Source organism: Rhizobium terricola (assembly GCF_012927355.1).
Classification (GTDB): domain Bacteria; phylum Pseudomonadota; class Alphaproteobacteria; order Rhizobiales; family Rhizobiaceae; genus Allorhizobium; species Allorhizobium terricola.
This window is the reverse complement of the sequence record NZ_JABBGK010000001.1, coordinates 1319518-1346072: the sequence shown is the minus strand read 5'-3', so window position 1 is coordinate 1346072 and position 26555 is coordinate 1319518. Positions and strand designations below refer to the sequence as shown.

Below are 26555 nucleotides of genomic sequence, written 5' to 3'. Positions count from 1 at the left end.
TACATTGATCGATCTGAAAAAGGCGGGCGCAGGAGCCCGCCTTCAGAGGTGACGCGATTTCAGCGCGGCAGGCAGTCCGCCAGGGACTTCGCCAGGTTGCGCATCAGCGCTGGATAGAGGGCTGGGCCGGCATCAAGTGCGCCCCCCTCGGGGTCGAGCACGCCGGACTTGGCGTCCGTTCCCTCCGTGACGACCGAGATCAGCTTCGGTTCGAATTGCGGCTCGGCAAACACGCAGGCCGCCTTGAGCTCCTTCACCTTGGCATGGATCTCGGCGATCCGCTCCGCCCCGGGCATCGTCTCGGGGCTGACCGTGATCGAACCGGCCACCCGGACATCGTAGCGCTTTTCGAAATATTGGTATGCGTCGTGGAAGACGACGAAAGGCTTGTCGAGGACCGGCGCCACCATCGAGGCGACCTCCTTGTCGAGCGCGTCGATCTCTGCCGCAAGCGCGGCACCGTTCGCCTTGTAGCGGGCTGCATTGGCAGGGTCGGCTGCAACCAGTGTCGCCTCGATCTGCGCAGCCATCGCCTTTGCATTCATCGGATCGAGCCAGAGATGCATGTCGAAGCCGCCATGCTCGTGGTCATGATCTTCGCCGGCATGCTCGTCCGCCGCGTGTTCGTCATGTCCCGCATGATCTTCACCTTCGGCGTGCTCGTCCCCATGGTCGTGGGCCTCGAACGCGCCGCCCTCGCGAAACGGCAGACGGACGAGACCGGGGGCATCCTCCAGTTCGACCACCTTCGCCTTGCCGGCGAGCGCGTCGAGCGGCTTTTCCAAGAAGGCCTCGAGGCCGGGACCGACCCAGAACACGACATCGGCGTTCTCGAGCGCGCGGGCATTGGAGGGCTTGAGGCTGTAGGTGTGCGGGGAGGCTGCGCCTTCGACGATGAGCGACGGGTCGCCGACGCCCTGCATGATGGCGGCCACCAGGGAGTGAACCGGTTTGATCGACACGACGACCTGCGGAGCCGCAAGTGCCAGTGTCGGGGAAAGGAAAAGGGCGGCTGTCGAGGCTGCGAGGCCGAACCGGCGTGGTGTCATGGTGTGATGCTCCCTATTGCGATCGTAATGTAATAATATTACATCAATTGCGTAATGCTATAACGTGTGCCATAGGATCATGCAACACCAAATTTCCGGGTCTCCGATGACCGAACCGATGATCAGTTCACAGCCACCCCTCGTCACCCTTTCCAATGCTGGCATAAGGCGCAACGGCCGCTGGCTGGTGCGCGGCGTCGACTTCTCCGTCCGCCGTGGCGAGATCGTCACCTTGATCGGACCGAACGGGTCCGGCAAGTCGACAAGCGCCAAGATGGCGATCGGCGTGCTGTCGCCGGACGAGGGCAGGGTGGAGCGTCATTCCGGTTTCCGCGTTGGCTATGTGCCGCAAAAGCTCTCGGTCGACTGGACCATGCCGCTCACCGTCCGGCGGCTGATGACTCTGACAGTCCGGCTGAGCGATGCAGAGATTTCCGCAGCTTTGGATTCTGTGGGCATTGCTCATCTGGCAGGCGCCGAAGTGCAGCATCTTTCCGGAGGTGAATTCCAGCGCGCGCTTCTGGCCCGCGCCATTGCCCGCAAGCCGGACCTGCTGGTCCTCGACGAACCGGTCCAGGGTGTCGACTTCACCGGCGAGATTGCGCTCTATGATCTCATCACCTCGATCCGCAACAAGACGGGCTGCGGCATCCTGCTGATCTCGCACGACCTGCATGTGGTGATGGCCGAGACCGACACCGTGATCTGCCTCAATGGCCATGTCTGCTGCCGCGGCACGCCGGCATCCGTCAGCCGCAGTCCGGAATATATGCGGTTGTTCGGAGCCAATGCCGGCCGAACCCTCGCGGTCTACAGCCATGATCATGATCACACCCATCTGCCCGACGGACGTGTGCGCCACGGCGACGGAACCATCACGGATCACTGTCACCCCGACGACGGCCACCACCATCACGACCACGACCACGATCATGGAAGCCACGGCCATGATCACGCGACCCATGACCACGCGGGTGGCCACGATCACCACGGCGCGCACGATCATGCGGCTCACGCTCACGCGACGGGCGCGTCCGGAGATCACCATCATGAACCCGGCGACCATGCTCACGGCACTCCGCAGAAGGCCGCGCAAGGCGTGATGACAGGGGCAGGAGCCGAGCGCGATGTTTGACGATTTCTTCCTGCGTGCCATCTTCGCCGGCATCGGCCTTGCGCTGACCACCGGCCCGCTGGGCTGCTTCGTCATCTGGCGCCGGATGGCCTATTTCGGCGATACGATGGCCCATTCGGCCTTGCTGGGTGTCGCGCTTTCGCTGCTCTTCTCGCTCAATCTCATGGTCAGCGTGTTCGTCGTCGCGGCCGTGGTGTCGCTGCTGCTGCTGGTGCTTCAGAAGCGGCAGGCGCTGTCCGCCGACGCGCTGCTCGGCATCCTCAGCCATTCGACGCTTGCTATCGGCCTCGTGCTGGTTGCCTTCATGAGTTGGGTACGCATCGACCTCATTGCCTTCCTGTTCGGTGATATTCTTGCCGTTACGTCAACCGATATCGCGGTCGTCTGGGGCGGCGGCGCATTGGTCCTTGGCCTGATCGCCTGGCTCTGGCGTCCCTTGTTGGCAGCCACAGTGAACGCCGAGCTCGCCGAGGCGGAGGGCCTGCACCCCGAACGGGCGCGCTTGGCCTTTATGCTGCTGATGGCGCTCGTCATCGCGATCGCCATGAAGATCGTCGGCATCATGCTGATCACGTCGCTGCTGATCATCCCGGCCGCCGCCGCCCGCCGCTTTTCCGCGACGCCGGAGGTCATGGCGCTGCTTGCTGCCGTGATCGGCGCCGTCGCCGTCGTGATCGGCCTTTTCGGATCTCTGACCTACGACACGCCGTCCGGACCCTCGATCGTCGTCGCCGCCCTGATCCTGTTCCTGTTCAGTCTTCTGCCGTCGCCGCGCCGACAGCAGCACGACAAGCCTGCCGCATGAGGATGCCATGACCCAGCCGCAACTGACGAAGAACCAGTCGCTCGTCTTCGACGCGCTTTCCGCCTCGCACGCGCCGCTGTCTGCCTACGGTATTCTTGACCTACTGCGGGACAAGGGTTTTCGCGCCCCGCTTCAGGTCTATCGCGCGCTCGACAAGCTGGTGGAATTCGGTCTCGTGCACCGTCTGGAGAGCATCAATGCCTTTGTCGCCTGCGCGCATCCGCAAAGCGACTGCTGCGCCCATGGCACGGTCGCCTTCGCCATCTGCAACAAGTGCGGTCAGGTCGAGGAATTCCACGACCACGCGATCGATCACCGTCTCGCCGACTGGGCCAAGGGTAGGCGCTTCAAGGCTGAAAAGACGACGATCGAGATCCGCGGGCTCTGCGCCGGGTGTGCTGCCTGATCGACGCGCGATCGGTTGGAACTGCCCGAGTCGCTCTCAGATTTCCTTGAGATCGCGTGCAAAGCGCTGCCAGTTGCGCACATAGCTCTCGGCCGATCGACCGAGGCCGGCGGCGGCAACGTCGTCGAGCGTGCGTACGACGCGTGCCGGTGAACCGACGATCAGCGAATTGTCGGGAAATTCCTTGCCCTCGGTGATCAGCGCATTCGCCCCGACGAGGCAGTTGTTGCCGATGCGGGCGCCGTTGAGGATCGTCGCCCCCATGCCGACCAGCGAATTGTCGCCGATCGTGCAGCCGTGCACGATGGCGTGGTGGCCGATCGTGCAGCCCTTGCCGATGGTCACCGGAAAGCGCGGATCGGTATGGATCATCACGCCTTCCTGGATGTTCGTGGCTTCGCCGATCACGATCGGTTCGTTGTCGCCGCGCAGCACGGCGCCGAACCAGATGCCGACATCGAGACCGAGTTCGACCTGGCCGATCACATGCGCATCGGGTGCGATCCAGAACCGGTCGGCGGCCGGCGTCTTCGGCGTCAGGTTGCCGAGCGAATAGAGAGGCATCGGGTGCTCCGGGTAGTGCTTCAGCGGAGCCGCAGGACGACGGGGAAACGGCCACCATGCGACGAGACGTGCAGGTGGATGTTCGCCTCCGGCTGCGAATAGCGCCAGGCGCGCGCGCCGTGGCTGAGCAGCAGGCCGATCAGATCCTTGGTGCGCGAGCCGCGCTTCCGGTTAAGGCCTAGATCGGCAATCCGGTAGGCGGCCTCGTGCAGCGGATGCAGCGCGTAGGGCGCGCCGCTGCTGCCGTTGTCCTGCGTCGGCGCGAGTTCGTAGTGCTTCTCGTTCGATGCCATGTTCATTACCTCGTACGCGATAAAAATCGAGGTTGGCTTCTGAGCCTTACTGCGAAGCAGCCCAGCAGCCGATTCCCTTTTTCTTCAGAGACTTGCATGCATTGACGGCGGTCTTCTGGTCGTCGAAACCACCGAATCGGGCGCGGTAGAGCTTCTCCGAACCGGTGTTGAAGGCGACCGTGAAGGGGGTGGCGGAACGCAATACCTTGCCGCCTTTGTCCTGCGCCTTGCGCAGAAGGTCCATGGCCTGGTCCCGATCCGGCGACGTGCCGATCTGGATGACCCATCCGGAAGCGGATGCGGGGGTGGAGGCCGTCGTCGTTTCGTCGACTTCGACAGGAGCAGCCGACGCCGTCTCGACGTTCTTGTTCTTGCTGGATTCAGCCGGAGCTACTGACGCCTCGGTGTCGGGCATGTATGCCGGGGCCGGCTGCGGAACGGGCGCGGTCAGCAAGCGCGGCGGTTCGCCCCGCGCAGACTTAAGCGCAGCTCCGGCGGCATTGTCGTTGGCCGGTGCAGCATAGGCGGAGGCGAGCGGGGCAGTCTCGTAGCGGGTTTCCGGCAGCGGGCCGGTCGACGGCAGCGAGGAAACGGACGCGACGGACGCTGGGACCTCAGGAGCCTCGGCGGCTTCTGCTGCTGCGGCGGGAGCAACGGAGGTGTTCATCTTGGCAATCAGGTCGCCACCACCCGAACGGGACGCCTTGGGCAGGTAGGCTTCGACCAGCTTGGTCATCCTGGCATTGCGGTTCGCGCCAGACGGGGCGCCCATCACGACACCGACGATCGAACGCCCGTCGGCCTGGGCGGAAGTCACGAGGTTGAAGCCGGCGGCCCGGGTGTAGCCGGTCTTGATGCCGTCGACACCGCGCACGACGCCGAGCAGGCGATTGTGGTTGCCGATCACCTGCTTGCCGAACTTGAAGCTGCGGGTGGAGAAATAACCGTAATACTGCGGGAAGTGCTGGCGAAGGGCGATACCGAGGCGGGCCTGATCACGAGCCGTCGTCATCTGCGCCGTGTTCGGCAGGCCATGCGCATTTCGATAGGTCGTCTTGGTCATGCCGAGGCTGCGGGCCTTTGCCGTCATCATCTGCGCGAACCGCGCTTCCGAGCCGCCGAGATATTCGCCGAGGGCCGTCGCCATGTCGTTTGCCGACCGCGTGACGAGTGCGAGGATCGCCTGTTCGACGGTGACCGAACGGCCGGCGCCGACGCCGAGCTTCGACGGAGGTTCGGCCGCCGCGTTCTTCGATACCGGCACCCTGCTGTCCAGGCGGACACGGCCGGCCTCGAGCGCTTCGAAGGTCAGGTAGAGCGTCATCATCTTGGTGAGAGATGCGGGGTAGCGCAACGAGTCGGCATTGTCGCTGTAGAGCACCTTGCCGGTCTTCGCGTCGACGACGATGGCCCCGTAGGTCGGCTTTGCTGAGGCCGTCGAGACATTCATGCCCAATGCAGTCACCAGTACCAGAGCGGCGACGGCCAGTGTGCGCATCTGGGAAGCGAGGTTAAGGCGTCGGATTGTATTTTTCACCGCGAGACTCTTCACATGCTGTAATTTCGGATCGGACGCACCCCCACGCGACCACTTCAGGCGAAGATACGGAAACAGCCTTACCAAGAGGTTTATGATGAATGCTTCGTTGCCGAACTGGGCGGCATTTGTTTCAGTTTCGACGGCGCAGCGCCGGTGACCCGGGCGTTCACATAGGCTTCGATGGCGGCGTCGATAGCCTGCCAGTCGCCAAGCAGCGTGCTGGAGAAGCGGTAGAGCACGGTGAGGTCCCGTCCGACATGAATATCACGCTGGCAGTCGCCGCCGTTTGCCTCGTCGGGCGATTTCGGCAGGATGCAGCGCACGGCATAATCCGGTTTTCCGTCGCGTGTGGCGGTAAGCAGGACCTCTCCATCGTAGCCGGTCCCCGCCTTGAAACGGTGCAGGCTGAGGCCGTGCGGTCCCGGCTCCGGCGGGCCGTCGAAGAGAAGCGAATAGATCGGATCGAGCCGGCCTGACATATCGCGCGACATGGTGCTTTGCGACAACTGCAGGAAGAGGAGGGTGTCGGCGCGGCTGACGTCATCGAACCGGCGCCGGTTCTCCTTCGTGTACCCGGTCATCTCAGGCCACAGGAGCGAGAGGTCGAGCCGCTCCGTCGGGCCGCTTGCGCGCTGTTCTTCGAATCGGACGGTATTCGCCGGCAGTTGCAGGCGGTCGAGGCCGATGGTGATGTCGAGAGGGGAAGGGCTGTCGGTGTGCCCTCCGAGCGACCACCGCTCGCCGAAGGTCTGGCCGATGATGCTGATTCCGACGGAAAGAAGCGCCAGCATGCCGACGGCCGCCATGGCGATGGTGATGAAACGGTTCGAGATGAGGGGCGCATGCTCGTTCGGGCTGCTTGCCTGATCTGTCATCCGCATCGCTCCGCTCCCGTTGATCCGTGAGATCCCGCGCTCCGGCCGGCGGCACGAAGCACCGCGCGGATCGATTCCAGCGCGCACGACAGGGCTGAAACTCGGATATTATGGTTAATGTGGCGTTAAGCGGCGTGTGGCTCTGGCGTGCTGGATGCCGACGGGTCGTGCGGGAAGAAAAAGAGGAGCCGGTCCCGGTTGGACGGGACCGGCTCGGTGGCTCCGGTCGGGGACGGGGTATGCGGGGGACGGACCGGGCCAGAAGCTTGTCGGTCTTCGCGACGTCGCGAAGGCCTAGTTTGTGCCGACGCTACCCACTGCGGTTGCGCGGCCGTCCTGAAGCTTGACCCATCGACCCGGATCGTCGGACGATTGGCGCTTCAGATAGGTGTATTCGGTATCCGACCACAGCAGCACCTTGTTGCGCATGTTGTCGAGAATGAAATCGCCATGGTCGGTGCGGACGGTCAGCACGGCATGTCCTTCGCCGTTGGGTTGCAGAACCACCGTCATCAGCAGGTCGGAAGGCGAGAAGCCGCGGTCGATGAGGATCTTGCGCTTCAATAGCGCGAAGTCTTCGCAGTCGCCGACGGAGCGCGGGTAGGCCCAACGTTCCTCCACGCCGTAGATGTCCTGGTCGGTGAGCGGCGTGATCGAACTGTTGACCGTGTAGTTGACGTCGAGCAGCGCCTTCCAGTTCTGTTCGTCCAGCGCGGCTGGGCCGGCGTCGCCACCGTTCGCGGCGCATTCGCCGCTATAGGTCTTGCAGAATTCATAATGTCCGATGGGCGGATTGGCCTTGCCGACGATACGCATGTTCGCCGGTACCGCCATCGCCGGCAGCGCAAGAGCGCCGGTCAGTGCGATGGTCAAGAGTCCAATCCCCAGAGTTTTTCTTGTTGTCATTGGTCGTCTCCCCGTGTTGGAGAGACATTGCCATCGATCTTTTTATCGCTCGCAAAATACCGAAGTAAAAAACGCGCTTTAATCGAGTAAAAACAACGGAAAACAAGAATAAAACAAGTATAAAATTAGATTTGTATTTGGCGAAAATTCTCGGAAAATTTGTCTCGAATTTTACCGATCAGCTTCCGGTTCTCTGGTGGGGAGGCGACAAAACGCAATTCAAGTCATTGGAATCGCGTAATTTTATCTGAACATTCGAGGCCTGGCCCGATGGGCTGCTGTGATCGCTCAGGCTTCGCGTGCAAGGCGTGATACGTCCGCCGGAAGACCTCGCTTGAACCGATCAGCCGTTGGTTTCCGCTCGCCGACGGCCGCAAGACTGCAGATTCCGAGGCCAAAAAAATTTTTGAGAAGGTACATTTTTTTCCGCCGAAGGACGCGCAATGTCCGAATTTGGGCCAGTGGTGGACGGTAGGCCACAAAAAAGCGGCCCGGATGAAGCCGGGCCGCCTTGAAAAATCGCTCCGTCGGGATCAGATCGCGCGGATCAGGATATGCTTCTTCTTGCCGAGCGAAAGCTTGATGACGCCATCGGCGGACATCTGCCCAGTGCCGACCGACATGCGCTCGTCGCTGACCGCGGCATCGTTGATTTTGACCGCGCCACCCTGGACGTGACGGCGAGCCTCGCCGTTCGAAGCGGCAAGACCGGCGCGGACGATCAGCGAAAGGAGACCGATCCCGGCGTCGAGTTCGCCGGCGGGAACCTCGACCGACGGGAGATTTTCCGAAAGCGCGCCTTCCTCGAAGGTCTTGCGGGCGGTCTCGGCTGCCTGCTCGGCTGCCTCGCGGCCGTGCAGCATCGCGGTGATCTCGGTCGCGAGGATCTTCTTCACTTCGTTGATTTCGGAGCCGCCGAGCTGCGCCAGCCGGCCGATCTCCGCCATCGGCAGCGTCGTGTAGAGCTTGAGGAAGCGCACCACGTCCGCGTCTTCCGTATTGCGCCAGTACTGCCAGAAGTCATAGGCCGACAGCATGTCCGGGTTGAGCCACACGGCGCCGTTGACGGACTTGCCCATCTTGGCGCCCGAAGACGTGGTGAGCAGCGGCGACGTCATCGCGTAGAGCTGCTGCGTGCCCATGCGGTGGCCGAGGTCGATACCGTTGATGATGTTGCCCCACTGGTCCGAACCGCCCATCTGCAGCCGGCAGTCGTAGCGCTTGGCCAGTTCGACGAAGTCATAGGCCTGCAGGATCATGTAGTTGAACTCGAGGAACGACAGCGACTGTTCGCGGTCGAGACGCGTCTTTACGCTGTCGAAGGACAGCATCCGGTTGACGGAGAAATGACGGCCCACGTCGCGCAAGAATTCAAGATAGTTGAGCGAACGCAGCCACTCGGCGTTGTTGATCATCAGGGCGCCACCCTTCGGGCCCTTGTCGTAGTCGAGGTAGTTGGAGAAGACCTTCTTGATCGAGGAGATGTTGCTCTCGATCGTATCGACCGTCATCAGCTGGCGGGCCTCTTCCTTGAAGGACGGATCGCCGACCATGCCGGTGCCGCCGCCCATCAGCGAGATCGGCCGGTGACCGGTCGCCTGGAACCAGTGCAGCAGCATGATCTGGATCAGGCCGCCGGCATGGAGCGACGGGGCCGTCGGGTCGAAGCCGATATAGGCCGTCACGGTTTCCTTGGCGAGCAGGTCGTCGAGGCCGCTTTCATCGGAGATCTGATGAATGAAGCCGCGCTCGTGCATGGTGCGGAGGAAATCGGACTTGAACTTCGTCATGGCCTTCAGGCTTTCTTACTCGTGCAAAACGGGAAATCGCCGGGGCTTTAGCATTGTTTTTTGAAAAGTGCACCCGTTTCGGCCATGAATGTTGGTCATCGGGATCATTCGAATCGGAGATGCGAGACCTTGGGCCAGCGGATGAGAGTGATCGGACTGATGAGCGGCACGTCGATGGACGGCATCGATGTTGCGATGTTGACCACGGACGGGGAGGCTCTGGTCGAGCGGGGGCCGTTTCTCGCCGTGCCCTACGAGCCCGCCTTTCGCGATCGCCTGAAGAAGGGTCTCGAGGACGCCCGGGGGATTGCCGAGCGCAGCCAGCGGCCGGGTAGCCTCGCGGACCTGGAACGCGAACTGACCCTCCGCCATGCCGAGGCGGTCAAGACATTCCTGGCGAAGTTCGACATTTCCTCCGGCGATGTGGATGTGGTCGGTTTCCACGGCCAGACCGTGTTGCACCGGCCGGAACAGGCCCTGACCGTCCAGATCGGCGACGGGCCGCTGCTGGCGCGCGAAACCGGGATCGACGTCGTCTTTGACATGAGGGCCGAAGACATGCGCCGGGGTGGCCAGGGTGCGCCGCTGGTGCCGGCCTATCACCGGGCACTTGCCGCAACCCTTCGCGACCGCGAGGGTGGCATCTGCTTCGTCAACATCGGCGGTATCTCCAATCTGACGGCAATCGACGACGAGGGCGGCTTGCGGGCCTATGACAGCGGCCCGGGCAACACGCTGATCGATCAGTGGGTCGAGGCCGAGGCCGGCGTGCCCTACGATCAGGGCGGTCGGATCGCAGCGGAGGGCACTGTTCTGGTGCCACTCGCCGAACGTTATCTCGACCATCCCTTCTTCACCGTGGAAAAGCGCCGCTCGCTGGACCGCAACGACTTCCGTCCGCCGGCGTCCGACGAGGCGGAACTGCACGACGGCGCGCGCACGCTCGCTTATGTCACGGCCGCCGCGATCATCCGTTCCGCCGGCCATCTCGAACACATGCCCAAAACCTTCGTCATCTGCGGCGGGGGACGTCACAACCGGGTAATCATGAAGGACCTCGAAACGCTGGCCGCTCGCTCCGGATCGGTCGTGCTCTCCGCCGAACAGGCGGGTTTCGACGGCGATGCGATGGAAGCCGAGGCCTGGGCCTATCTCGCCGCGCGGTCTCTTCGCCGCTTGCCGCTGACCTTTCCGGGAACGACCGGCGTCCGCGAACCCGTCACCGGCGGTGTGCTGGCGCGGGCTCCTAGGCTGACCGGCGACGCGGGACGATGAGCGCCGACGGGCCAATCCTGTTGTCCGCGCGGCTCGACGTTCTGAACTGGCGGTTAGACGATGCCGGTCTGGTGCAGAGGTTGCACGGCACGGCGGAGACGTCGCGCTACCTGTCGGGCGGAAAACCGTGGGACCTGAAAAAGGCCGAAGCCCGTCTCGCTTCCTGGATCGAAGAATATCGGCAGCATGGCGTCACCAAGTTCAAGCTGGTCGCGCGCGACAGCGGGGATTTTGTCGGCCGGGCCGGTTTCTCCTGGTTTGCCGAAACCGAAGGCTTCGAACTTGGCTATTCCTTCTGCCGCGAGGCCTGGGGCAGGGGCTATGCGACCGAGATTGCCAGAACTCTCACCGGCTGGTTTTTCGACAAGGGTTTCGCCGACCGATTCACGGCCTTTGCCCAGGCCGAAAACGGCGCTTCGATCCGCGTGATGCAAAAGATCGGCATGCGGGAGTGCGAGCCGATCGTCATCGATGACGTTCCCTGCCGGCGATTTGAGATCGACCGATCGATGTGGATGCCGGTCAGAACGCCCAATTGAATGTTCGCGTCAAGCGTCGAACAGGTCCGGCAACTTCTTCGCGAAGGCTTCGCCGTCGCGCAAGCCCGTTTCGTAGGCGTGGCGAAGCCCGGCGGCATCGCCGACCGTGAACTTGTTGACCGGGATGTCCGTGCTCGGCCCGATCACGATCCGGCCGGGTGACGGCGGGGGCAGGCGGCCGGGCCGCGTGGTGATCAGCAGCGTGCGCTTGCCGGCTTCTTCGCTCTGCCGGAGCCGGATCGTCGGCGGGTTGTCGACGAGGCCGCCGTCGAGATGGGTGCGCCCCGAAAGCCGGCCCACCGGCATGAAGGGAGGGACCGACGAGGTCGCCATGATCGCGTCGACGAGATCTTCTGCCGTCGCAAGGTCGTGCGTGGAGACCCAGGCGGGTTTCAGTCCGAGATAGCGGCCGGCCTTGGAATGCGCCCCGCCGGTCAGGCGCTTTTCGATCTGGTAGGCCGCGATCGACCCGAGCGCGGCGATCCCGCCGGGCATCCACGCCGGCGGGCAGGAAAGCTGGATCAGCATCGGCGGCGCGGCCTTGAGCGCCTTGAGTTCCGCCTCCCCGAACTGCTGGGTGAGAAAGGCGCGGAAAAGGCCACCGACGACCAGCGGCGAACGCCCAAGCCGCAACTGCGACCAGTCGATGTCCGGCGTGTTGCGTTCGGCAAAGGTAAAGGCGGCCTCACGCACCCGGTCGCCCACGCCGGCGAGGTTCATCGCGCCGTGATACGCGCCCGCCGACACCGCAACGTAATAGCCCGGTCGTTGGGGATGATGTTCGGTAAAGGCCTTGAAGAAGCCGCTCTGCCAGTAGCAGCGGTTGCCGCCGCCGGCAAAGCCGATCGCATCGAAGGAAAAGGTGTCGGACATGGCAACCGGATCGACAATCTGACGGAAAGGAATAAATCAATTGTTCAACTCAGAACGATCTGCCGTCCTTTGTCAACGCCTGGAATGTCTTGGGCAGCCGCTGGCCCAGCGCCAAAAAAGAAACGCCGTCCTTTGGGGACGGCGTTAAGCAAGCATTCGGTGAACGGCACTCAGCGGATCCGCTTGGCGGCCGGTTCCGGGACCAGATCGCCTTCGAGGCGGCGGTCGAGATACTCTTCGCATTCGGCCATCAGCGTTTCGACCTGGCCGTTGAAGAAGTGGTTGGCGCCCGGCACGGTCTTGTGCGTGATCAGGATGCCCTTCTGGGTCTTGAGCTTGTCGACGAGGCCCTGGACGTCCTTTTCCGGAGCAACCTTGTCCGAATCCCCGTGGATGATGAGGCCGGACGACGGGCAGGGGGCGAGGAAGGAGAAGTCGTAGGTGTTCGGCTGCGGCGCGATCGACATGAAGCCTTCGATCTCCGGACGGCGCATCAAAAGCTGCATGCCGATCCAGGCGCCGAAGGAATAGCCGGCGACCCAGCAGCTCTTGGAATCCGGATGCAGGCTCTGCACCCAGTCGAGCGCCGACGCGGCATCGGAAAGCTCGCCGGCACCGTGGTCGAATTCACCCTGGCTGCGGCCGATGCCGCGGAAGTTGAAGCGAAGCGTCGTGAAGCCGCGCTTCTGGAACATGTAGAAGAGCTGGTAGACGATCTGGTTGTTCATCGTGCCGCCGAACTGCGGATGCGGATGCAGGATGATCGCGATCGGCGCGCTCTTTTCCTTTGAAGGCTGGTAACGTCCCTCGAGGCGGCCCGCCGGGCCGTTAAAAATCACTTCGGGCATTGAAACTCCGGTCCCTGCAGGTTTTTGGGGTTCTTCGAAACGCATTTCAGTTCGTTGACTTGACGAGTCCAGTCAACTTTCATAAAACGCAATTTAGAACCGTTCGAAACTGGATTGGCTGTCCATCCATGGTCGAACGTGTCATAGGACAAGCCCGACGGAAATTTCAAGGAAAATGCGCTTTCCCGCGACGGGGACTGCGTCGCTAGTGTGACATGGCCAAGGACCGCATCTACCTCGACTGGAATGCGACCGCCCCTCTTCTGGAGGGCGCGCGGCAGGCTATGATCTCCGCCCTGGCTTTGACCGGCAATCCGTCTTCCGTCCATGCCGAGGGGCGCGCCGCCCGCGCGGTGATCGAGGCGGCACGGCGCGAGGTCGCCGCACTTGTCGGCGCGACGGCCCCCAATGTCGTCTTGACCGCGAGCGCGACCGAGGCGGCCAATCTGGTGCTGTCTCCGGTGTTCCGGATGGGCAAGGCGCCGCTGGCGATCGGCCGGCTTTATGTATCGGCCATCGAGCATCCGGCGGTTCGCGAAGGTGGACGTTTCGCCCCGGGCCAGGTCGGCGAGATCCCGGTGACGCCCTCGGGCCTTATCGATCTTGCGGCCCTCGAAGCGCTTCTCGCGGCCCATGACGGCACGGCCGGCCTTCCGATGGTCGCCGTCATGGCGGTCAACAACGAGACGGGCATCGTTCAGCCGGTCCGGGAGGCAGCTCGCCTCGTTCACGCCCGTGGCGGTCTCATTCTCGTCGACGGCGTTCAGGCCGCCGGCCGGATTGCCCTCGACATCGACGATCTCGGCGCCGATTTCCTCATCCTGTCGGCCCACAAGATCGGCGGACCGAAAGGGGCGGGCGCCCTGATCGCCCGTGGCGAGACCCTGATGCCGTCTCCGCTGGTGCGCGGCGGAGGCCAGGAAAAGGGTCATCGCGCCGGAACGGAAAACGTGGCCGCGATCGCCGGTTTCGGAGCCGCCGCCGCCTGGGCGCGGGACGGCCTCGACGAACGGAATGCGGCAATCGGCGCCTTGCGCGACCGCCTCGAAGCAGGCATGCGAAACGCGGCTCCGGACCTTGTCGTCCACGGGGCGGGTGTAGCGCGGGTGGCAAACACGAGTTTTTTCACCCTGCCGGGGCTGAAGGCGGAGACCGGGCAGATCGCCTTCGATCTGGAAGGCGTCGCCCTCTCGGCGGGCGCTGCCTGTTCGTCGGGCAAGGTCGGTGCGAGCCATGTGCTGACCGCCATGGGCCAGGATGCCAAGACCGGCGCCTTGCGCATCTCGCTGGGGGCTGCGACCACGGTCGAGGAAATCGATCGCGCAGTCGAGATATTTACAAGGATTGCCGCACGCCGGAAGATTTCCGGCGCGGCGGCATGAAAGACAGGGAAAAATTGGCAAAACCCAATTTTCTCCTTGCCATAAGGGGTGAAAAACACGCCTTTGGCGACTACATAAGGGCGGGTTTCCGCTTCAAACGTTGACAAGCTGCCGGACTTTGACCCGGCAAGATTGGAGAACGCGAATGGCTGCTGTGCAGGAAACGATCGATCAGGTCCGCCAGATCGATGTCGACCAGTACAAGTATGGTTTTGAGACGATGATCGAGGTCGACAAGGCTCCGAAGGGCCTGTCGGAAGATATCATCCGTTTCATTTCCGCGAAGAAGAACGAGCCGGACTGGATGCTGCAGTGGCGTCTCGATGCCTATAAGCGTTGGCTCACCATGGAAGAGCCGACCTGGGCACGGGTGAACTATCCGAAGATCGATTTCAACGACATCTATTATTATGCCGCGCCGAAGGGCACTGAGGGCCCGAAGTCGATCGACGAGGTCGACCCGGAACTGCTGAAGGTCTATGAAAAACTCGGCATTCCGCTGAAAGAGCAGGAAATCCTCGCCGGCGTGCAGACCTCCAAGATCGCCGTCGACGCGGTCTTCGACTCGGTCTCCGTCGTCACGACCTTCAAGGAAGAGCTGAAGAAGGCCGGCGTGATCTTCATGTCGATTTCCGAGGCGATCCGCGAATATCCGGAACTCGTGCAGAAGTATCTGGGCTCCGTCGTTCCGGTGACCGACAACTATTATGCGACGCTGAATTCCGCGGTGTTCACCGACGGGTCGTTCGTTTTCGTTCCGAAGGGCGTTCGCTGCCCGATGGAACTTTCGACCTATTTCCGCATAAACGAGAAGAACACGGGCCAGTTCGAGCGCACGCTGATCATTGCCGAGGAGGGCGCATATGTGTCCTATCTCGAGGGCTGCACGGCGCCGCAGCGCGACGAGAACCAGCTGCATGCAGCCGTCGTCGAACTCGTCACCCTCGATGATGCCGAGATCAAGTATTCGACCGTCCAGAACTGGTATCCGGGCGACAAGGACGGCAAGGGCGGCATCTACAACTTCGTCACCAAGCGTGGCGATTGCCGTGGCAAGAATTCGAAGATCTCCTGGACCCAGGTCGAGACCGGCTCGGCGATCACCTGGAAATATCCGTCCTGCATCCTGCGCGGCGACAATTCCCAGGGCGAGTTCTACTCGATTGCCGTCTCCAACGGCCATCAGCAGGTCGACAGCGGCACCAAGATGATCCATCTCGGCAAGAACACCAGAAGCCGCATCATCTCGAAGGGCATCTCGGCCGGTGTGTCGCAGAACACCTATCGCGGCCAGGTCTCGATGCACCGCAAGGCCGAGAACGCCCGCAACTTCACCAACTGCGACTCGCTCCTGATCGGTGATAGCTGCGGCGCCCACACCGTGCCCTATATCGAGGTGAAGAACTCGACCGCCAAGGTGGAACACGAGGCGACGACCTCGAAGATCTCCGAGGACCAGAAGTTCTACGCCATGCAGCGCGGCATCCCGGAAGAAGAGGCGATCGCGCTGATCGTCAACGGCTTCGTCCGCGACGTCATCCAGCAGTTGCCGATGGAATTTGCGGTTGAAGCGCAGAAGCTGATCAGCATCTCGCTGGAAGGTTCGGTCGGCTGATGTCGGCTTGAAACGCCACTGATGGAAACGGAGACGTCCGAGACGAAGAAGCAGGAGCATAAGTATCTCAAGAAGAGGATGCAGGCCATTGGCAGGCGATCCTCGCAGGTTTTCCTGATTTCTTGGGTCCTCCTAATTCTCTTCGTCGCCTTCTATTCCAACAACTGGTTGGAAATGATCTGGCGGGGGCTGCTCATCATTCTTACACGCGGTCGAAGTGATCCGGCTGCCTGAAACAGGAACACAGACATGCTTGAAATCAGAAACCTCCATGCCCGCATCGCCGAAGACGGCACCGAGATCATCCGCGGCCTGAACCTGACCGTGAAGGCCGGCGAAGTCGCTGCCATCATGGGGCCGAACGGCTCCGGCAAGTCGACGCTCTCCTACATCCTGTCGGGCCGCGAGGACTACGAAGTCACCGAAGGCGACATTCTCTACAACGGCGAGAGCATTCTCGAGCTCGATCCGGCCGAGCGCGCCGCCAAGGGCATCTTCCTCGCCTTCCAGTATCCGGTCGAAATCCCGGGCGTCGCCACCATGCAGTTCCTGAAGGTTGCGATGAACTCGCAGCGCAAGGCCCGCGGCGAGGACGAACTGACGACGCCGGAATTCATGCGTCGTGTCAAGGAAGCGGCTGCCGAACTGAAGATCAACCCGGACATGCTGAAGCGTCCGCTCAACGTCGGCTTCTCCGGCGGTGAGAAGAAGCGCGCCGAGATCCTGCAGATGGCGCTGCTCGAGCCGAAGCTCTGCATCCTCGACGAAACCGACAGCGGCCTCGACATCGACGCCCTGAAGATCGTCGCCGACGGCGTCAACGCGCTGAAGCGCCCGGATCGCGCAACCGTCGTGATCACCCACTACCAGCGCCTGCTCGACTACATTGTGCCGGATACGGTCCACGTCCTCTACAAGGGCCAGATCGTCAAGACCGGCGACAAGTCGCTGGCACTCGAGCTGGAAGCCAATGGTTATGCCGACATCACCGGGCAGGCCGCCTGAGTTCGGGCCGAGTTTGAAGGAGTTGCAACGATGACCTTGCAAGCGGCCAACCGGCTCACCGCAGCCGAGACCCAGCTCATCGACGCCTATGCCAGCCAGATTGGCAGCCTGCCGGGCGACGGCGCCGTGATCTCGAAGCGAGACGATCTCTTCGATGCGCTGAAGCGCCAGGGCCTGCCGACGCGCCGCGTCGAGACCTTCCACTACACCGACCTGAAGACGCTTCTGCGCGCTCTGCCGGCCGACGCACCGCAGGCCGTGGCCGACGGCGTTTCCCCGCTCGTTACCGGAGCGACCGTGCTGCAGGTCCTGCAGGGCGTCGCCAAGGCGCCGGCCGCGCTGCCGGAAGGCCTGAGCGTCTCGCTCTACCGCGACGCACTGTTGAGTGGTGAGGCGGCGGAAGGCCTGACCGCCTTCAACGGTGACGACACCATCGGCCGCATCAACGGCGCCTTCGTGCGCGACGGCTATGTTCTCGACATCGCCGCCGATGCGGAGATCGAGGCTCCGATCGAATTGCAGTCGGTTCACGCGGCCGGCCACGTCCACCTGCGCTTCCCGACCGTGTTCGGCAAGGGCTCGAAGGCGACGGTGATCGAGCGCCACATCGGCCAGAGCGACGCTGCCGCACTCGCCTCCGTCGTTGCCGACCTGAAGGTCGAAGACGGCGCGGAAGTGACCTGGATCATCCTCCAGGGCGAAGGCGATGCCGACAGCCATCTCGGCCAGATCCGCGCCGATCTTGGCGCGGATGCGAAGTTCCGGCTGTTCGTCATCAATGCCGGCGGCAAGCTGGTGCGCCAGGAAGTGCATGTGAAGACGGTCGGCGAGGGGGCGGATTTCACGCTCCGCGGCGTCAACCTCCTCGGCGGCGAGAGCCACACCGACGTGACGATGACGCTCGGCCACGACGTGCCGAACACGACCTCGACGGAAATCATCCGCAGCGTCGTGTTCGACCGCGCCCGCGGCGTCTTCCAGGGCATGATCCGGGTTGCGCCCGATGCCCAGAAGACCGATGCCCGCATGGCCTGCAACACGCTGCTGATGTCGGACGATGCCGAGTTCTCGGTCAAGCCCGAGCTGGAAATCTTCGCCGACGACGTGCAGTGCGCCCATGGCGCGACGGTTGCCGATATTCAGAAGACCCACCTCTACTACCTGATGTCGCGCGGCATTCCGGAGAAGAAGGCGCGGGCCCTGCTGATCAACGGTTTCGTCGCCGAGATCGTCGAGGAACTGGAAGACGAGGCGCTGGTCGAAGCACTTGAAGCGCTCATCACCGACTGGCTGGAACATCATGGCTGATCATCTGCCCGCACAGGCTGGATATGACGTCGCGGCCGTCCGCCGCGACTTCCCGATCCTGTCGCGTGAAGTCTACGGCAAGCCGCTGGTCTACCTCGACAATGCCGCCTCGGCGCAGAAGCCGAAGCTGGTGATCGATGCGGTGGCGCATGCCTATTCGAACGAATATGCCAACGTTCATCGCGGCCTGCATTTCCTGTCGAATGCCGCGACGGACGCCTATGAGGCGGCGCGCGAAAAGGTGCGCCGTTTCCTGAACGCGGGTTCGCTCGACGAGCTCGTCTTCACCAAATCGTCCACCGAGGCGATCAACACGGTCGCCTATGGCTGGGGCATGACCCATATCGGCGAGGGCGACGAGATCGTGCTCTCCATCATGGAGCATCACTCCAACATCGTGCCCTGGCACTTCATCCGGGAACGGCAGGGTGCCAAGCTGGTCTGGGCTCCGGTTCATGACGATGGTTCCTTCGATCTCGAGGCCTTCGAGAAATGCCTGACGGAGCGCACCAAGCTCGTCGCGATCACCCACATGTCGAACGCGCTCGGCACCGTCGTGCCGATCAAGGAAGTCTGCCGGATCGCCCATGCACGCGGCATTCCGGTGATGGTCGACGGGTCGCAGGGTGCCGTCCACATGCCGGTCGACGTCCAGGATCTCGATTGCGACTGGTATGCGATCACCGGCCACAAGCTCTACGGTCCCTCCGGCATCGGCGTGCTCTACGGCAAGAAGGAACGGTTGGCTGAGATGCGGCCCTTCATGGGCGGTGGCGAGATGATCGTCGAGGTGACGGAAGACAATGTCACCTACAACGACCCGCCGCATCGCTTCGAGGCTGGCACGCCGCCGATCGTCCAGGCGATCGGGCTTGGCTATGCGCTAGACTACATGGAAGGTCTGGGTCGTGCCACGATCGCTGCCCATGAGGAAGGCCTGCGCGCCTATGCTCATGAAAGGCTTTCGGCGATCAACTCCCTGCGGATCATCGGCAATGCCCCCGACAAGGGCGCGATATTCTCCTTCGAGCTTGCCGGCATCCACGCCCATGACGTGTCGATGCTGATCGACCGCCGCGGCGTTGCCGTTCGCGCCGGAACCCATTGTGCCCAGCCGCTGCTCGCCCGCTTCGGGGTCACTTCGACCTGCCGGGCCTCCTTCGGTCTCTACAACACCCGTGCGGAAGTCGATGCGCTCGCTGATGCGCTCGACCATGCCCGCACCTTTTTCGCGTGAGGAAACGTCGATGAGCGTCAACGAAAGCGAAATGAAGCCGGACGTCCGCGACGGGATCGTCCACACTGCGATTCCCCAGGACGAGGTGGCACGCCTCAGCGACGACATCATAGCGGCGCTGAAGACGGTCTACGACCCGGAAATTCCGGCCGACATCTTCGAGCTCGGGCTGATCTACAAGATCGACATCGACGACGATCGCATGGTCAAGATCATGATGACGCTGACGGCCCCCGGATGCCCGGTCGCCGGCGAGATGCCGGGCTGGGTGCAGAATGCCGTCGGTGCGGTCGAAGGTGTTTCCGGCGTCGAGGTCGAGATGACCTTCGATCCGCCGTGGACCCCCGACCGCATGTCGGAAGAAGCGCAGGTCGCCGTCGGCTGGTATTGATAGAAGACAAGTCGCCCACTACATTTGGTAGACTCGCGAAACCACGGGCCTTGAACCCGGAGGCGATTGGAGAAACGAAATGGGCTTTCAGGTGATGACCATGACGGATGCGGCAGCAGCCCGCGTCCGCGCGATCATTGAAAATTCCGGACCGGACGCCAGGGGTGTGCGTGTCGGCATCAAGAAGGGTGGTTGCGCCGGGATGGAGTACACCATCGATCTGGTGACCGAGCCGAACCCGAAGGACGACCTGATCGAGCGCGATGGCGCAAGCGTCTGGGTCGATCCGGCCGCAGTCCTTTATCTGCTCGGAACGCAGATGGATTTCGAGACCACCAAGCTGCGGTCCGGCTTCACCTTCAGCAATCCTAACCAGACCTCGGCCTGCGGCTGCGGCGAATCGGTCGAGCTGAAGGCCGCCGATCTCGCGGAACTCGCCCGCCAGAAACAGGACGCCGCGCTCGCCGGCTAGTTCACATCGAACCCAATCGGAAGCACAAGCCCGGTCTTTGACCGGGCTTTTTTTGTGCGGTTCCGGAGGGTGTCGACAGAAAATAATGTGGCTGACTACATATATTCAGCAAAATATGTTGATTACGCGAGGTTCGACGCATATCTTGCGGTCATGGATATCATTGACAAGAAAATCACTGCCCTTCTTGCGGAAGACGCCCGCCGCTCGCTCGCCGATATCGGTGAAGCGGTCGGGCTGTCGGCTTCCGCCGTCAACGAACGGATACGCCGGCTGACCACCTCGGGTGTCATCCGGCGTTTCACCGTCGATGCCGATCATGCGGCGCTCGGCCTCGGCGTGACCGCTTTCGTGCTGGTCGCGCTTGACTACGAGGCGGGTGAGCCGGCCTTCAAGGCTTTCGTGGCGCAGCATCCCTCCGTTGCGGAATGCCATCACGTTACGGGAGGTTGGTCCTACATGCTCAAGGTCCGGATTCCCGACCTGGCGGCGCTCGAGGCCTTTCTCGGCGAGCTGAAGGCGCATCGCTTCCTTGCCCGCAGCGAGACCATGATCGCGCTTTCGACGGCGGTCGAGCGCGGCTTTACCCCGGCGGAGGAGAGGTCATGAGCCTGCTTTTCTTCGGCAAGGGCATGCTGCTCGGCCTCGCCATCGCCGCTCCGCTGGGGCCGATCGGCGCCCTTTGCATTTCCCGCACGCTTGAGCGCGGCTTCTGGGCCGGTGTCGCGGGCGGCCTCGGAACGGCGCTGGCCGACGGCGCCTATGCGCTGATGGCGGCGGCCGGCTTTGCGGCCTTTGCCGTCCTCCTCGACACGATCGCGCTGCCGCTGCAACTCGTCGGCGGCGCCTTCCTGCTGTGGCTCGGCTTCCAGAGCTTTCGCCCGCGCGGCGAGGTGACCGCGGCGAGGACCGGCGCGCGGGGGCTTTTGGCAACGACCGCAGCGACTTTCGTCCTGACCATCGCCAACCCGGCGACGATCCTTTCGTTCGCCGCGATCTTCGCCGGCCTCGGCCTCGCGGGAGAGGGAGAAGGCGTGGGGATGCTGGTTGCCGGTGTCTTCGTGGGTTCCATGTCGTGGTGGATCTTCCTGTCGGGGCTGGTCGCGGTGCTCCATCATCGTTTGCCAGCGGCCTTTTCTCTCTGGGTATCGAGGGTTTCGGGCGTCGTTCTGCTGGTCTTCGGCGTGTTGGCGATTGCCATGGGGCTCCCCAACCTCGTCGGCTGACGGCCAATTCCGGGAGGATCCTGACCCGCCCGGTTTTGGCCGATGACAGCCAATTCCGTCCGGTGCAGCGTCGAGCCGGCCGCGCTCGGGAGGACGCGGGCTAGATCGTCACTCCCTCCCCAGGATAAAGTCGCTTGCGCAAATTCTTGTGCTCCACCGCCATCGCCCTGCAACTCGCCAGCGCGCTGGTCGCCATTCCGTATAATGGGGCGACCGCCGCGACGCATCGTGTCCACAAGCTGCGTTCGCCGCATTTCATCGTCGACGCTCTCGACCATCGCGGCATCAAGGTGCTCGACATGCGCCGCTTGGCCCAGGTCTACTTCCTTCACGTTGCCGACGGCTTCGGCACCGAGGCGCTGATGGCCGTCGACGGTTACAGTTCGGAAATCATCGGTCTTGTGGTGCTGAAGCTCGGCAAGGGGGTGACGGCGATTACTGGTGGTTCGCGCGGTCGCCACTTCGTCGACCTGAGCTACAGCTTCGGCTACACGATCGAATGGTCGGTCTACGAAAGCTACACCGTCATCACCACCGAGGAGATCTCTGTTACCGAGGAATATGTCGAGGTCACTTACGAGGAAACCGAGGAGGTGGTCTACGAGGAGGTCGAGGACTATGTCGAGGCGGACCTTGACGAGGGGTCGGCGGAAGATGCCGCAGGTGACCAGCTTGCCGAGGACGTGGTCGATGACGTCGACGACGGGTTCGTCGATACGTCCGATGACCAGCAGGTTGACGATGCCGACCAACCGGACGATGCGGACGACCAGGACCAGGGCCAGGTCGATGACGGCCAGGATGAACAGGTCGACGACGGTGGTGCAGATGACGCGGATGTCGATGACGGCGGTGCCGACGATGACGCTGCGGACGATGGTGAAGCAGATGACGGCGGCGAGGAAGTCGTCGACGAGGGCGATGCCGGTTGATCGTCTGCGTGGGATCGGGAGGCACGACCTCCCGGTCTGATCGTCAGCATTGAAATTGGCGTAGGGTGCGATCAGGCGCCAGAAAATGCGGCAGCTGGTTCAGCCGTCGCCTTGCGTTTTGGCGGCAGCGCGTCAGGAGAGCGCCTTGTCGTCGGATCGGCGATTGCTCAGTCGCGCTTGATGCTCATGAGAACGTCCCAGATCTCTGCACCGGTTTCCCATACGGCGGCATTGGCCTTGAAGCCGACCTCGGCGCTCGTCGCATCCATGATCTCGGAAGCGAGGTCGACATTCGAGCCGCCGTCTGGCGTGGCTTCGCCCGATGGGCGCACGGAAGCGAAGACGCCGCCGCTCTCGGTGGTGGAAAACGATGTGACGCGGCGGTCATAGGCTGGCGTCAGCGCGTTCGCTACATTGCTCGCGGCGGCCGACAGACGCGTTGTCTGGGCCTGCATGCCGGATGCGGCAACGCCCATGATCGCGGAAATTCCCATGCTTTTGCCTCGGTGCTTGTTCGAATGGCGCAAACTTATCCCGGCCGTTGTTAGGGAAGGGTGAAGGGGCTGGGTTCACGAGAGCTCACCGGGGAGAGGACAGTTGTCCCGAAACAGTACGCCGCCTCACGCATCGCAGCCTACAGGAGCGGTCTGCGTAATTTGGCAAGGTAATTAGTTTAATAGCTAAATAGAAGAATAGGAAAATCGGGAATAGGCATTTTTGGCCCTTGCGAGCGCTTCGCCGCAGCGCCACCGCGCCCCGATCAGTCCGGCGAGACAAAGGGGGACAAGAAAAAGCCCGCCGGTGGGGCGGGCTTTCGAGGCTCCTGGAGAGGTGTCGCGACGCTTACTCGGCCGCTTCCGCGTATTCGCTCATCGGCGGGCAGGTGCAGACCAGGTTGCGGTCGCCATAGACGTTGTCGACGCGGTTGACCGAGGACCAGTACTTGTCGACCCTGAAGGCGCCGGGCGGGAAGCAGGCTTGCTCGCGGCTGTAGGGACGGGTCCACTCGCCGACGAGATCCTCCACCGTGTGCGGCGCGTTCTTGAGCGGGTTGTTGGTCTTGTCCATGCGGCCCTCCTCGATGTCGCGGGCTTCCTCGCGGATTGCCAGCATCGCATCGCAGAACCGGTCGATCTCGGCCTTGGTCTCCGATTCCGTCGGCTCGATCATCAGCGTACCGGCAACCGGCCAGCTCATGGTCGGCGCATGGAAGCCGCAGTCGATCAGCCGCTTGGCGACGTCGTCGACGGTGACGCCCGAGCTTTCGGCCAGCGGGCGGGTGTCGATGATGCATTCATGCGCGACCCGTCCGGCTTCGGACTTGTAGAGCACGTCATAGGCACCGCTCAGCCGCGCGGCGATGTAGTTGGCGTTGAGGATCGCCACCTTGGTCGCCTGGGTCAGGCCTTCGCCGCCCATCATCAGGCAGTAGGACCAGCTGATCGGCAGGATCGAAGGCGAGCCATAGGGTGCCGCCGACACGGCGCCCGGGCGACCGTCGGTCTCGACGTGGCCGGGAAGGTAGGGAGCGAGATGGGCCTTGACCCCGATCGGCCCCATGCCCGGACCGCCGCCGCCATGCGGAATGCAGAAGGTCTTGTGCAGGTTGAGGTGGGAAACGTCGGAGCCGATGTCACCGGGGCGGGCAAGCCCGACCATGGCGTTCATGTTGGCGCCGTCGAGATAGACCTGTCCGCCGTGCCGGTGGGTGATCTCGCAGATCTCGCGCACCGTCTCCTCGAACACGCCATGCGTCGAGGGATAGGTGACCATGCAGCACGAAAGCGTGTCGGCATATTGCTCGGCCTTGGCGCGGAAGTCGTCGAGATCGACGTCGCCATTGTCCTTGGCCTTGACCGGCACCACCGTCATGCCCGCCATCTGTGCCGATGCGGGGTTGGTTCCGTGCGCGGAGGTCGGGATCAGGCAGACGGTGCGATGGGTGTCGCCCTTCGCCAGGTGGTAGTTGCGGATCGTCAGAAGCCCCGCATACTCGCCTTGCGCACCGGAGTTCGGCTGCATCGAGATCGCGTCGTAGCCGGTCACGGCACACAGCTTCTCCGACAGGTCGTCGATCATCTGCTTGTAGCCGAGTGCCTGGTCGGCGGGCGCGAAGGGATGGATCTCGGAGAATTCCGGCCAGGTGATCGGCAGCATTTCCGCAGTGGCGTTGAGCTTCATCGTGCACGAGCCGAGTGGAATCATCGCCCGGTCGAGCGCGAGGTCGCGGTCGGAGAGCCGGCGGATGTAGCGGGTCATCTCGCTTTCGGCGCGGTTCATGTGGAAGATCGGATGCTCCAGATAGTTGGTCTGACGCAGCAGATCCTTCGGTAGGCGGTAGCCGGGCTCGAAATCCGAGACCTGGAACGTGCCGCCGAAGGCCCGCCAGACCGCTTCGAGCGTCGCCGGGCGGCTGCGTTCGTCGAGCGACATGCCGATCTTCGTCGTGCCGACCTTGCGCAGGTTGACGCCCTCGGCGACGGCTGCCCGCAGGATCAGCCCCTGCATGTGGCCGACCTCGACGGTGATGGTGTCGAAGAAGGTTTCGGGTTCGACCGTGTATCCCAGCTTTTCCAGTCCCTTGGCCATAAGGACGGCCTTCTGGTGAACCTGCTGGGCAATAGCCTTGATGCCCTTCGGTCCGTGGAAGACCGCATACATCGAGGCCATGACGGCGAGCAGGACCTGGGCGGTGCAGATGTTCGACGTCGCCTTTTCGCGGCGGATGTGCTGTTCGCGGGTCTGCAGGCTGAGGCGGTAGGCGCGGTTGCCCCTGGCATCGACCGAGACGCCGACCAGGCGGCCCGGCATCGAGCGCTTGTGGGCGTCCTTGACCGCCATGTAGGCCGCATGCGGGCCACCATAGCCGACCGGCACGCCGAAACGCTGGGTCGAGCCGATGGCGATGTCGGCGCCCATGTCGCCCGGCGACTTGAGCAGCGTCAGCGCCAGGATGTCGGCTGCGACGGTGGCGATGGCGCCGGTCTGGTGAAGCCGTGCGATCAGCCCGGAAAAGTCATGGCAATGGCCATGCGTGCCCGGATACTGGAAGATCGCCCCGAACACTTCGGTCGGGTCGAGGTCGGTGAAGGGATTGCCGACAATGACGGTCCAACCGAGCGGCGCGGCGCGCGTCTCGATCACCGCGATGGTCTGCGGATGGCAGGCTTCGTCGACGAAGAAGGCCTTGGCCTTCGACTTCGCAGTGCGCTCCGCCATCGCCATGGCCTCGGCCGCCGCGGTTGCCTCGTCGAGCAGCGAGGCATTGGCGACGTCGAGCCCGGTCAGGTCACAGACCATGGTCTGGTAGTTGAGCAGCGCTTCGAGGCGCCCTTGGGAAATTTCCGGCTGGTAGGGCGTGTAGGCCGTGTACCAGGCCGGGTTTTCCAGGATGTTGCGCTGGATGACCGGCGGAGTGATCGTCCCGTAATAGCCCTGGCCGATCAGCGAGACGAGCGCCTTGTTCTTGTTGGCGGTTTCGCGCAGCGTGTCGAGCGCTTCCCGTTCCGTCATCGGTGCGCCCCAGATGAGCGGCGCCTTCTGCCGGATCGAGGACGGCACGGTGGCGTCGATCATCGCGTCGAGGCTCTTGTAGCCGACGACCTTCAGCATCTCCTCCATTTCGGCCGGCGAGGGGCCGATGTGGCGCCGGTTGGCGAAATCGTATGGCTGGTAGTCGGTGAACTGGAATTCTGTGGAGGTGGTCATGCGATCAGCTCGTTGTAGGCGGCTTCGTCGAGAAGGACGTCGGCATCGGAGGCGGTCTTGAGCTTCAGCTTGAAGAACCAGCCGGCGCCCTGCGGGTCGGAATTGACCAGCGACGGATCGTCGACGATGGCCTGGTTGATCTCGGTGATCTCCCCGTCGAGCGGGCAATAGACCTCGGACGCGGCCTTGACCGATTCGACCGTCGCGGCGTCGGCGCCCTTGTCGAAGGTCGCGCCGACTTCCGGCAGTTCGACGAAGACCAGGTCGCCCAGCTGCTCGGCGGCATGCGTGGTGATGCCAACGGTCGCGACATCGCCCTCGAGCTTCAGCCATTCGTGTTCAGCGGTGAATTTCAGCATGTGATGTTCCTCTCGTGTATCG

Annotated in this window: 27 protein-coding genes; 15 read left to right on the top strand and 12 right to left on the bottom strand. The window is 63.1% G+C overall.

What is annotated here, in order from left to right; all coding sequences use genetic code 11:
* Window positions 1-59: 59 nt before the first annotated feature.
* Window positions 60-1049 (bottom strand): zinc ABC transporter substrate-binding protein ZnuA, encoded by a 990-nt coding sequence (znuA, locus tag HHL25_RS06375; RefSeq protein ID WP_169588325.1) that lies wholly within the window; start codon window positions 1047-1049, stop codon window positions 60-62.
* Window positions 1050-1155: 106 nt separating this feature from the next.
* Between znuA and HHL25_RS06370 the strand changes: the two genes are divergently transcribed.
* Genes HHL25_RS06370 through HHL25_RS06360 form a run of 3 tightly spaced genes read left to right on the top strand, consistent with a single transcriptional unit; the run spans window position 1156 to window position 3395 of the window.
* Window positions 1156-2184 (top strand): ATP-binding cassette domain-containing protein, encoded by a 1029-nt coding sequence (locus tag HHL25_RS06370; RefSeq protein ID WP_169588323.1) that lies wholly within the window; start codon window positions 1156-1158, stop codon window positions 2182-2184.
* Window positions 2177-2989 carry an iron chelate uptake ABC transporter family permease subunit gene (locus HHL25_RS06365; RefSeq protein ID WP_169588321.1) on the top strand — a complete coding sequence of 271 codons (813 nt, stop codon included), beginning with the start codon at window positions 2177-2179 and terminating at the stop codon, window positions 2987-2989. Before HHL25_RS06370 ends, HHL25_RS06365 begins: the two co-directional genes overlap by 8 nt.
* A gap of 7 nt (window positions 2990-2996) precedes the next feature.
* Entirely contained in the window at window positions 2997-3395 is a 399-nt protein-coding gene (locus tag HHL25_RS06360; protein ID WP_169588319.1) for a Fur family transcriptional regulator, read from the top strand.
* Window positions 3396-3431: 36 nt separating this feature from the next.
* On the opposite strand, the gene HHL25_RS06355 is transcribed toward HHL25_RS06360, so the two are convergent.
* From HHL25_RS06355 to tyrS, 6 genes are all read right to left on the bottom strand, one after another.
* Window positions 3432-3959 carry a gamma carbonic anhydrase family protein gene (locus tag HHL25_RS06355; protein ID WP_169588317.1) on the bottom strand — a complete coding sequence of 176 codons (528 nt, stop codon included), beginning with the start codon at window positions 3957-3959 and terminating at the stop codon, window positions 3432-3434.
* A 20-nt stretch (window positions 3960-3979) separates the two neighbouring features.
* Window positions 3980-4252, bottom strand: a complete 273-nt coding sequence (locus tag HHL25_RS06350) for a hypothetical protein (RefSeq protein ID WP_169589630.1) — start codon at window positions 4250-4252, stop codon at window positions 3980-3982.
* A gap of 46 nt (window positions 4253-4298) precedes the next feature.
* Window positions 4299-5750, bottom strand: a complete 1452-nt coding sequence (locus tag HHL25_RS06345; protein ID WP_169589628.1) for an SPOR domain-containing protein — start codon at window positions 5748-5750, stop codon at window positions 4299-4301.
* Between the two features lie 131 nt (window positions 5751-5881).
* Entirely contained in the window at window positions 5882-6667 is a 786-nt protein-coding gene (locus tag HHL25_RS06340; protein ID WP_169588315.1) for a hypothetical protein, read from the bottom strand.
* A gap of 294 nt (window positions 6668-6961) precedes the next feature.
* Window positions 6962-7573, bottom strand: coding sequence for a transglutaminase-like cysteine peptidase (locus tag HHL25_RS06335; protein ID WP_169588313.1), 612 nt, complete (start codon window positions 7571-7573; stop codon window positions 6962-6964).
* 533 nt (window positions 7574-8106) lie between these two features.
* Window positions 8107-9363, bottom strand: a complete 1257-nt coding sequence (tyrS, locus tag HHL25_RS06330) for a tyrosine--tRNA ligase (RefSeq protein ID WP_169588311.1) — start codon at window positions 9361-9363, stop codon at window positions 8107-8109.
* Window positions 9364-9492: 129 nt separating this feature from the next.
* On the opposite strand from tyrS, the gene HHL25_RS06325 reads away from it, so the two are divergent.
* Together HHL25_RS06325 and HHL25_RS06320 are read left to right on the top strand one after the other, a co-directional pair.
* Entirely contained in the window at window positions 9493-10638 is a 1146-nt protein-coding gene (locus tag HHL25_RS06325; protein WP_169588309.1) for an anhydro-N-acetylmuramic acid kinase, read from the top strand.
* Window positions 10635-11177, top strand: coding sequence for a GNAT family N-acetyltransferase (locus HHL25_RS06320; RefSeq protein WP_169588307.1), 543 nt, complete (start codon window positions 10635-10637; stop codon window positions 11175-11177). Before HHL25_RS06325 ends, HHL25_RS06320 begins: the two co-directional genes overlap by 4 nt.
* A 9-nt stretch (window positions 11178-11186) precedes the next feature.
* Here HHL25_RS06320 and HHL25_RS06315 read toward each other — a convergent pair whose 3' ends face one another.
* Window positions 11187-12050, bottom strand: a complete 864-nt coding sequence (locus HHL25_RS06315) for a patatin-like phospholipase family protein (RefSeq protein ID WP_169588305.1) — start codon at window positions 12048-12050, stop codon at window positions 11187-11189.
* A gap of 170 nt (window positions 12051-12220) precedes the next feature.
* The gene (locus HHL25_RS06310) at window positions 12221-12898 is read right to left on the bottom strand and encodes an alpha/beta hydrolase (RefSeq protein WP_169588303.1); all 678 of its coding nucleotides are present in this window, start codon (window positions 12896-12898) and stop codon (window positions 12221-12223) included.
* Window positions 12899-13113: 215 nt separating this feature from the next.
* Here HHL25_RS06310 and HHL25_RS06305 point away from each other — a divergent pair, with 215 nt between their 5' ends.
* The 10 genes from HHL25_RS06305 to HHL25_RS06260 all read left to right on the top strand — a co-directional run bounded on the left by HHL25_RS06305 (window position 13114) and on the right by HHL25_RS06260 (window position 22466).
* Window positions 13114-14280 (top strand): cysteine desulfurase family protein, encoded by a 1167-nt coding sequence (locus HHL25_RS06305; RefSeq protein ID WP_169588301.1) that lies wholly within the window; start codon window positions 13114-13116, stop codon window positions 14278-14280.
* A gap of 145 nt (window positions 14281-14425) precedes the next feature.
* The gene (gene sufB / locus HHL25_RS06300; RefSeq protein ID WP_169588299.1) at window positions 14426-15895 is read left to right on the top strand and encodes a Fe-S cluster assembly protein SufB; all 1470 of its coding nucleotides are present in this window, start codon (window positions 14426-14428) and stop codon (window positions 15893-15895) included.
* A 249-nt stretch (window positions 15896-16144) separates the two neighbouring features.
* Window positions 16145-16900, top strand: coding sequence for a Fe-S cluster assembly ATPase SufC (gene sufC, locus HHL25_RS06295; RefSeq protein WP_169588297.1), 756 nt, complete (start codon window positions 16145-16147; stop codon window positions 16898-16900).
* A gap of 30 nt (window positions 16901-16930) precedes the next feature.
* Window positions 16931-18208, top strand: coding sequence for a Fe-S cluster assembly protein SufD (gene sufD, locus HHL25_RS06290; protein ID WP_169588295.1), 1278 nt, complete (start codon window positions 16931-16933; stop codon window positions 18206-18208).
* Window positions 18201-19445 (top strand): cysteine desulfurase, encoded by a 1245-nt coding sequence (locus tag HHL25_RS06285; RefSeq protein WP_169588292.1) that lies wholly within the window; start codon window positions 18201-18203, stop codon window positions 19443-19445. Before sufD ends, HHL25_RS06285 begins: the two co-directional genes overlap by 8 nt.
* A gap of 10 nt (window positions 19446-19455) precedes the next feature.
* Window positions 19456-19836 carry an SUF system Fe-S cluster assembly protein gene (locus HHL25_RS06280; RefSeq protein ID WP_169588290.1) on the top strand — a complete coding sequence of 127 codons (381 nt, stop codon included), beginning with the start codon at window positions 19456-19458 and terminating at the stop codon, window positions 19834-19836.
* A gap of 79 nt (window positions 19837-19915) precedes the next feature.
* On the top strand, window positions 19916-20308 hold the full coding sequence (gene sufA / locus HHL25_RS06275; protein ID WP_169588289.1) for a Fe-S cluster assembly scaffold SufA: 393 nt from the start codon (window positions 19916-19918) through the stop codon (window positions 20306-20308).
* Between the two features lie 153 nt (window positions 20309-20461).
* Window positions 20462-20917, top strand: a complete 456-nt coding sequence (locus tag HHL25_RS06270; protein ID WP_169588287.1) for an Lrp/AsnC family transcriptional regulator — start codon at window positions 20462-20464, stop codon at window positions 20915-20917.
* Window positions 20914-21534 (top strand): LysE family translocator, encoded by a 621-nt coding sequence (locus HHL25_RS06265; protein ID WP_169588285.1) that lies wholly within the window; start codon window positions 20914-20916, stop codon window positions 21532-21534. Before HHL25_RS06270 ends, HHL25_RS06265 begins: the two co-directional genes overlap by 4 nt.
* A 134-nt stretch (window positions 21535-21668) precedes the next feature.
* A complete protein-coding gene (locus tag HHL25_RS06260) occupies window positions 21669-22466 on the top strand; it encodes a hypothetical protein (protein WP_169588283.1) in 798 nt (265 codons plus the stop codon).
* 167 nt (window positions 22467-22633) lie between these two features.
* On the opposite strand, the gene HHL25_RS06255 is transcribed toward HHL25_RS06260, so the two are convergent.
* From HHL25_RS06255 to gcvH, 3 genes are all read right to left on the bottom strand, one after another.
* Window positions 22634-22960 (bottom strand): flagellar basal body protein, encoded by a 327-nt coding sequence (locus HHL25_RS06255; RefSeq protein WP_169588281.1) that lies wholly within the window; start codon window positions 22958-22960, stop codon window positions 22634-22636.
* A 349-nt stretch (window positions 22961-23309) separates the two neighbouring features.
* The gene (gcvP, locus tag HHL25_RS06250; RefSeq protein WP_169588279.1) at window positions 23310-26174 is read right to left on the bottom strand and encodes an aminomethyl-transferring glycine dehydrogenase; all 2865 of its coding nucleotides are present in this window, start codon (window positions 26172-26174) and stop codon (window positions 23310-23312) included.
* Complete coding sequence (gcvH, locus tag HHL25_RS06245; RefSeq protein ID WP_169588277.1) at window positions 26171-26533, bottom strand: glycine cleavage system protein GcvH; 363 nt, start codon at window positions 26531-26533, stop codon at window positions 26171-26173. The genes gcvP and gcvH overlap by 4 nt, the downstream gene beginning before the upstream one ends.
* Window positions 26534-26555 lie beyond the last annotated feature (22 nt).